Here is a 6,172-nt window from a genome sequence, read left to right as displayed (position 1 = left end):
GCTTCCAGACCGCGGAGATGTACGGCTCCGCCGCCCGCATCTGCCGGGCCGTCTCGCCCAGCTCACTGCCCGGCGCGTCCGTCTGCTTCCGAGGCTCCTGGTCTGCCATGCGGACGCCTCACCAAACCCCGGGAAAGTCTTGGGTTTCCTTCACCAACCCCGACCCCGCCCATACACGCGCGGGCGCCGCTTAGCACCGAATGCGCGGCGCGTGCAACCGGTACGGGGACGCGGGGGCCCGGGGTGCCAGCAGCGGTTGCGGCACCCGCAAGCGCAGCTACCACGGCGGAGGACCCGCAGGGGGTGTTTCTCCTCCGGAATGACCGCGCGGCGGCAGGCGGCCCGGGGGGGCGCCCGGTGGATCAGCGGGAGGGGGGCACCCAGGGAGGTATCGGGCGGCCGGGCGTCACTCTCTCCGCCTCTCAGCATCGGACGGACGGCATCGCCAGCTTGGCAGGGGTCACGTTGGCCGCTCATGCCCAAGGAGTCACGCATGCCGAAGCCGCTCGAGCTCACCTCGCCGAAGTTCAAGGACGGGATGCCCATCCCCATCGCCTACACCGGCGAGGGCGACGACAAGGCACCTCCCCTGCACTGGGAGAACCTCCCCGCCGGAGCCAAGAGCCTGGCGCTCATCGTGGAGGACCCGGACGCGCCGGACCCGGCGAACCCCCAGCGCACCTTCTGCCACTGGGTCCTTTACAACCTCCCCGTCAACGCCCAGAGCATCCCGGACGGGGCCACCCTGGACGTGCTGCCGGAAGGGGCGAAGCTGGGGCGCAACGACTTCAACCGGCAGGACTACGGCGGCCCCATGCCGCCCGTGGGCAACCACCGGTACTACTTCCGGCTGTACGCCCTGGACACGGTGCTGCCGGACCTGAACCAGCCCACGCGCACGCAGCTGCTCAAGGCGATGGAGGGGCACATCGTGGGGGAGACCCAGCTCATGGGCACCTACGAGAAGACGCACCACCGCAAGCACTGAGGCACGCGAGGCACCTCAAGGTGACGGCAGCTCGCGCGCCATCACGGCGGGCAGGTTGGGCACCTTGAGGTACTCCACGCGCGTGGGCCTGGGCTCCACCCGGGGCCAACCCGGCGCGTCCAGCGCGGCGAGCAGCGTGAGCACCGGGTAGTCGAAGGACTCCACGCGCGGGCCCGACGCCGGCATGGGGGCCAGCCCCCACGCGAGCGACAGGCGCAGCCGCTCACACCGCGCCAGCTGCGGCACGTATGAGGGCAGACTTTGGAGGAGCTTCGCGTGCGGAGCGTGCTCGCCCGTCTCCAGGAAGTGGCAGTACGCGATGGCCTCCTCGCGGTTGAGCACCTCCGGCGGCACGTCTTGGAGGAAGCGCGCTCGCAGCGGGCCCAGCTCCGGCCGCTTCGCTTCGTCCACCCAGGCCAGCTGTTCGCGCACGCGCTCGGTGCGGTGGAAGTCCATCATCCGGCCGGCGCGCTCCACCACCTCCGGATCCACCCGGTGGAGTGCCTCCGCTTCCGGCGGCGTCAGGCCCAGCGGGGTCAGGGCTGTGGGGGCGTCACGGCGCCACGCTTCACGGAAGTGGGGATCCACGTGCAGCCGCGCCAGGACTTCCAACGTGCGTGCGTAGCTCATCGCTGGGACCCCTTGTTCAAGCCGCGCTCGCGCCGCAGCGCTGGAGGATGGCGCGTGCGCGGGCCAGCTCCTCCACCAACCGCGCGAAGGGAGGAAAGCCGCTGTCCATCTCGAAGTTCACCCCGCGCACCGGGCTGCGTGGCGCCACGTACTCCAGCAGGCGCCACACCTCCTCCGGCGACGGCGCGGAGTGGCTGTCCAATCTCAATCCCTCCATCGTGATGCCGCCCGCCAGGTGCACCTGCACCACGCGCTCCAATGGCAGCCGGTCCAGGAAGGCATACGGGTCGAACCCGTGGTTGACCGCGTTGCAATACAGGTTGTGCAAATCCAGCAACAGTCCGCAGTCCGCGCCCTCCACCACGCGGCGCAGGAACTCCGCCTCATCCAGCGTGTTGAGCGGCGTGTGGAAGAGATACGCGATGTTCTCCACCACGAAGGGCACGTCCAGGTCCGCCCGCGCCGCCTTCACGTTGCGCACGCACGTGGCCACCGCCTCCTCCGTCAGCGGCACCGGCGTCAGCGCGCGCAGGGGCAGGTTCCCCACGCGCGTGAAGCACAGGTGGTCTCCGTGCCAGACGCTCTTCGTGACGTGACGGATGCGCTTCAAGCCCTCGCGGTAGCCGGGCGCGTCCACGCCGTCCGAGCCCACCGACAGCTCCAGGCTGTGGCCCACCAGGGGATAGCGCTTCGCGAGCAGCTCCAGCCGCCGCTCCGAGTCCTGCGTGAGCGGCAGGAAGTGCTCGGGCGTCACCTCCAGCCAGTCCACGCCGGGGTTGCCACGCGCCAGGTGCGGATTGAGGTCCCAGCGGTAGCTGAGCCCCACGCCCAGGAAGGGAAGGCCCATGGTGCTATGCCTTGCGCCGCGCCATCACCTGGAGGTGCTGCCCCAGGACGGCGAAGCCCTCGTGCGCCAGCTTCTCCTGCAACGCCAGTATCTCCTCGCGCGCGGCCCACGCGTCCCACGGCTTCTCCGCGGTGCCGCCGTGCGCGGCCGTCATCGCGTGGAGCATGTCGAAGAACATCACCGGCTTGCCGAAGATCTCCAGCAGCTCAGCGCCCGCGTCCGCCACCGCGCGCTCCAGCTCGCGCACGGTGAAGGCGTGCACCGGCAGGCCGTACGGGCACGTCGTGCGGCCGTCGTGGAGCGTGCGGAAGGCCTCCTGCGGCTTGCCCTGCTTCAAGTACCCGGAGAACGCCTCGTAGCGGTTGTCCACGCCCAGCACGACGGGCGCGCCCGGCTTCGCCACGCGCACCAGCTCCTTCACCGCGCGCGGGTACGCGTCCAGGCAGTACGACACCGGGTCGCCTTCGCAGAAGACCAGGTCGAAGGCCGCGTCCGGCAGCTCCAGCGCCGCGACGTTCCCCTCCACGAAGGCCGCGCGGTCCAGGAGCCCCTTCGCGGCGAACTGGGCCCTCGCGCCGTCGAGCATGCCCGGAGAGATGTCCAGCACGGTGACGTGGTGCCCTCTTTCCGCGAAGCGCGTGCCGAACTTGCCGCCGCCGCCGCCCGCGTCCAGCACGCGCCAGGCCGTGCCGTCCTTCGGCAGCAGCGCCTCCACCGGCTTCCAGGTGAGGTGCTCGTAGGTCAGCCAGAACAGCTTGATGGCCATGGCGTTGGGCGCGCCCTGGTCGTACTTCGGGGACACCTCGTCGTAGCGGCGCTTGAGGCTCTGCGGGTCGGCGGCGGTCATGCGAAGGGCCCTCGGGCAGGTCAGTAGTTGAACGAGATTTTCGAGAGGATCCGCCGCTCCTGGGAGCCGCCGAAGGGCTGATCCGTGTAGACGAGGAAGATGTCGCTCCACTGGCGGTAGTGCCACCCCACCATCGCGTCCAGGAACGTGCCCTTCACGGCGTTGTAGTCCGCCAGTTCGTACACACCGCCCTTCTGCAAGGTCAGGCGCGCGTAGAGGTCCGGGCTGAAGTGGTAGCGCAGCTGCGCGTAGCCGGAGAAGCTGTAGCCGTCCCCGGACGTGCCGTAGAGGTCGCTGTTCGTGGGCACGTTGAAGTTGCGCGTGTAGAAGCCGCTGAAGCGCGCGACGATGTGCGGTCCAATCTTGAGGTTCGCCGAACCGTTGAAGCCGCGGATCTCCCCGCCCAGGAAGCGGCCGGCGACGGCGGTCAGCGTGTAGCTCTGCCAGTCGTGCGGGAACAGGGTGAAGCCGAACGTGCCCAGCCGGTCCCGGAAGCCCAGGTTGTCGTCGTAGATGCCCTCCAGGTAGAGCGCGAAGTCGTGGTGCAGGTAGGGCTGCACGTTGAGGCGGTTGCGCCAGCGCGTGCGCTCGTGCTCGTGGTTGCGGCGCCACAGTGAGTCCCACGTCACGTCGATCCGCGGCAGGAAGCGCCACTTGGGGAACGGCGTCACGAACACGCGCGAGTTGTAGCCCTGCTTGTCCACCACCGGCGTCCAGCCCAGCGGGTTCGCGTAGTTCTTCCCGATGTCCTCGAACTGCAACCAGAACTCCGACAGCGTGTCGAAGCGGTGCAGGCCCACGTGGTACGCGTCCGAGTCCTCGTTGCCCAGCGGGCTCCAGCTCTTCAGCGCCTGCGCCTGGATGAAGAACTCCTCGAAGAGGTGGAAGTTGCCATCCACGCCCACCGTCTGGAAGTCCGAGTCCCCGAACAGCCCGCCCCGCCCGCTGCGGTTGATGGCCACCAGGGCAATCATCGACCGCTTGCCGATGTCCTGCTGCAACCGCAGCACGCCGGAGTTGACGTTCTCGAAGACCTCGCGCCCGTTGGCGTCCCGGCCGGTGGAGTCGCGGTGCTGCACGTCCATCATCGAGAAGCTCAAGCCCCCCAGCTTGCCGGTGAGCTGCAGGCCGCCCCACACCCGGTCATGCGGCCGCAGCGCGATGCGGCGCGAGGTGAAGACGTTGATGGGCGCGATGAAGAGGTGCTCGCTCTCCGTGAAGAACGCGCGGCGCTCCGGCAGCAGCGGCTGGTCCGTGTCCAGCAGGAGGAAGCTCTGGTCCGCCTCCGCGTCGCTGAAGTCCGGGTTGGCGGTGAGCTTCACCGACAGCCAGGGCGCCGGGTCGATGCGCGCGTCCGCGCCCACGTTGGGACGGAAGACGCCCCGGTCGTCCGTCGTCTTCAGCGCCACCGTGGTGGCCACGTACGGCGTGATGCTGAAGATGGAGCGCGGCTTGATGCCCTTGAGCCCCTCCAGGTGCGGGTAGCGGCTCACCTTCGCGCTGTTGACGCCGTCGGGCGTCCAGTTGCTCCACTCCTGGTTGCGCGACTGTTCTCGGTCCAGGAGCATGCCGAAGGAGATTTCATCCTTCGTCTCGAACTGGAAGTTGGCGAACGGGATGCGCACCTCCGAAATCCACCCGTCCTTCACGATGGTGGACTTCGTCTCCCACTCTCCACGCCAGTTGGTGGAGAACGCCTCGCCGTCATCCACGATGCGCCCGTCGGTGCGCACGCCCAGCGGGTTGGTCCAGAAGTAGTACGCGTTCCGGTGGTCCAGGAACGTGTCCAGGATGATGGTGATGTTGTCCTCCTGGTGGAGGAACCCCTCGTTCTGCACCGTGTAGCCGGTGATGCGCTCCGGCTTGGAGTCCAGGCAGTGGAAGAGGAAGTACAGGTTGTCCTGGTCGTAGAGGATGCGGACCCGGGTGTCGTCCGGCGCGGGCTTGCCGTAGTTGATGCGCGTGAGGTACCAGCCCGAAATCTCCGGGGCCGCCTGCCACGCGGGCTCGTCCCCCTTGCCGTCGATGGTGATGGCGTCCTGCGTGCGCGTCGCGGTGACCTTGTACGTCGAATCAGCGTGTCCCAGCGTGGGCACCAGCGCGGCCAACAGCGCGGTGCCCCAGCGACACAGGTGGCGAAGGGGGCTCATCCTGGCTCCGAGGTGGGGGTGAGGGCGGCCACGGGGGCCGGTTCAGGAGGGGCGTGGGACGACGCCTCGCGCACGCGCGACACACAGCCGAGCGCCAGCACGAGGGACACCGACGACACGAGGAACGCGCAGCCGATGCCGGCCCGCTGCGCGACGAAGCCATACGTGACGGGCGCGAGCACGGAGGCCAGCGCCGCGCAGGAGCCCAGCGCGCCCATGAACCGGCCGCGCTCCGAAGGGCCCGGGGACTGCTCCACCACCAGCGCGGACGCGGAGGAGCGGTGCAGGCCGTCGGGGACGGCCAGCAGCACCCAGGCCACCACCAGCGCCATCAACGCGACGCCGTCCGGCAGCCACCCGCAGGCCCCCAGCACCGCCGCCATCACCGCCATGCCCGCGAGGCCCGGCGCGATGAGCCCCACGCGCCGGGACATCCGGTCCGACAGCCGCCCACCGAAGGGCTGGGCGAACGCGTACGTCAGCCACGACGCCGCCACCAGCGGGCCCACCGCCTCCCGGGGCGCCCCCAGCTCCACCGCGTACAGCGGCAGGTACGTGGGGAACAGCGCCAACGCGAAGGTGAAGAAGAACTGCCAGAGGAACAGCGCCGCCGCGCCCGGCCGGTCCTTCGCGTAGCGGAAGGGCGACAGGAGCCCCCGGAACGCCAGCCCCCCTGTCTATTATACACATCTGACGCTGCCGACGATAAG

The 6,172-nt window shown here is 69.4% G+C and carries 6 protein-coding genes; 1 reads left to right on the top strand and 5 read right to left on the bottom strand.

The window, feature by feature from the left end; genetic code table 11:
• Positions 1–493: 493 nt before the first annotated feature.
• Positions 494–988 carry a YbhB/YbcL family Raf kinase inhibitor-like protein gene (locus D7W79_RS37365; protein WP_120530044.1) on the top strand — a complete coding sequence of 165 codons (495 nt, stop codon included), beginning with the start codon at positions 494–496 and terminating at the stop codon, positions 986–988.
• A gap of 15 nt (positions 989–1,003) precedes the next feature.
• Here the strand turns inward: D7W79_RS37365 and D7W79_RS37360 are convergent, their stop codons facing one another.
• From D7W79_RS37360 to D7W79_RS37340, 5 genes are read right to left on the bottom strand one after another with little or no spacing between them, the layout of a single operon-like run.
• A complete protein-coding gene (locus D7W79_RS37360; RefSeq protein ID WP_120530043.1) occupies positions 1,004–1,618 on the bottom strand; it encodes a hypothetical protein in 615 nt (204 codons plus the stop codon).
• Between the two features lie 16 nt (positions 1,619–1,634).
• Positions 1,635–2,465 (bottom strand): MbnB/TglH/ChrH family RiPP precursor modification enzyme, encoded by an 831-nt coding sequence (locus tag D7W79_RS37355; protein ID WP_120530042.1) that lies wholly within the window; start codon positions 2,463–2,465, stop codon positions 1,635–1,637.
• 4 nt (positions 2,466–2,469) lie between these two features.
• Complete coding sequence (locus D7W79_RS37350) at positions 2,470–3,312, bottom strand: class I SAM-dependent methyltransferase (protein WP_120530041.1); 843 nt, start codon at positions 3,310–3,312, stop codon at positions 2,470–2,472.
• Between the two features lie 20 nt (positions 3,313–3,332).
• Positions 3,333–5,462 (bottom strand): carbohydrate binding family 9 domain-containing protein, encoded by a 2,130-nt coding sequence (locus D7W79_RS37345; RefSeq protein WP_120530040.1) that lies wholly within the window; start codon positions 5,460–5,462, stop codon positions 3,333–3,335.
• Positions 5,459–6,067 carry an MFS transporter gene (locus D7W79_RS37340; protein WP_276375547.1) on the bottom strand — a complete coding sequence of 203 codons (609 nt, stop codon included), beginning with the start codon at positions 6,065–6,067 and terminating at the stop codon, positions 5,459–5,461. The genes D7W79_RS37345 and D7W79_RS37340 overlap by 4 nt, the downstream gene beginning before the upstream one ends.
• Between the last annotated feature and the right edge of the window lie 105 nt (positions 6,068–6,172).

The sequence above is a fragment of the Corallococcus exercitus genome, from assembly GCF_003611585.1.
Lineage (GTDB): Bacteria > Myxococcota > Myxococcia > Myxococcales > Myxococcaceae > Corallococcus > Corallococcus exercitus.
The sequence above is the reverse complement of the archived record's forward strand: the minus strand, read 5'-3'. Positions and strand labels throughout refer to the sequence as shown.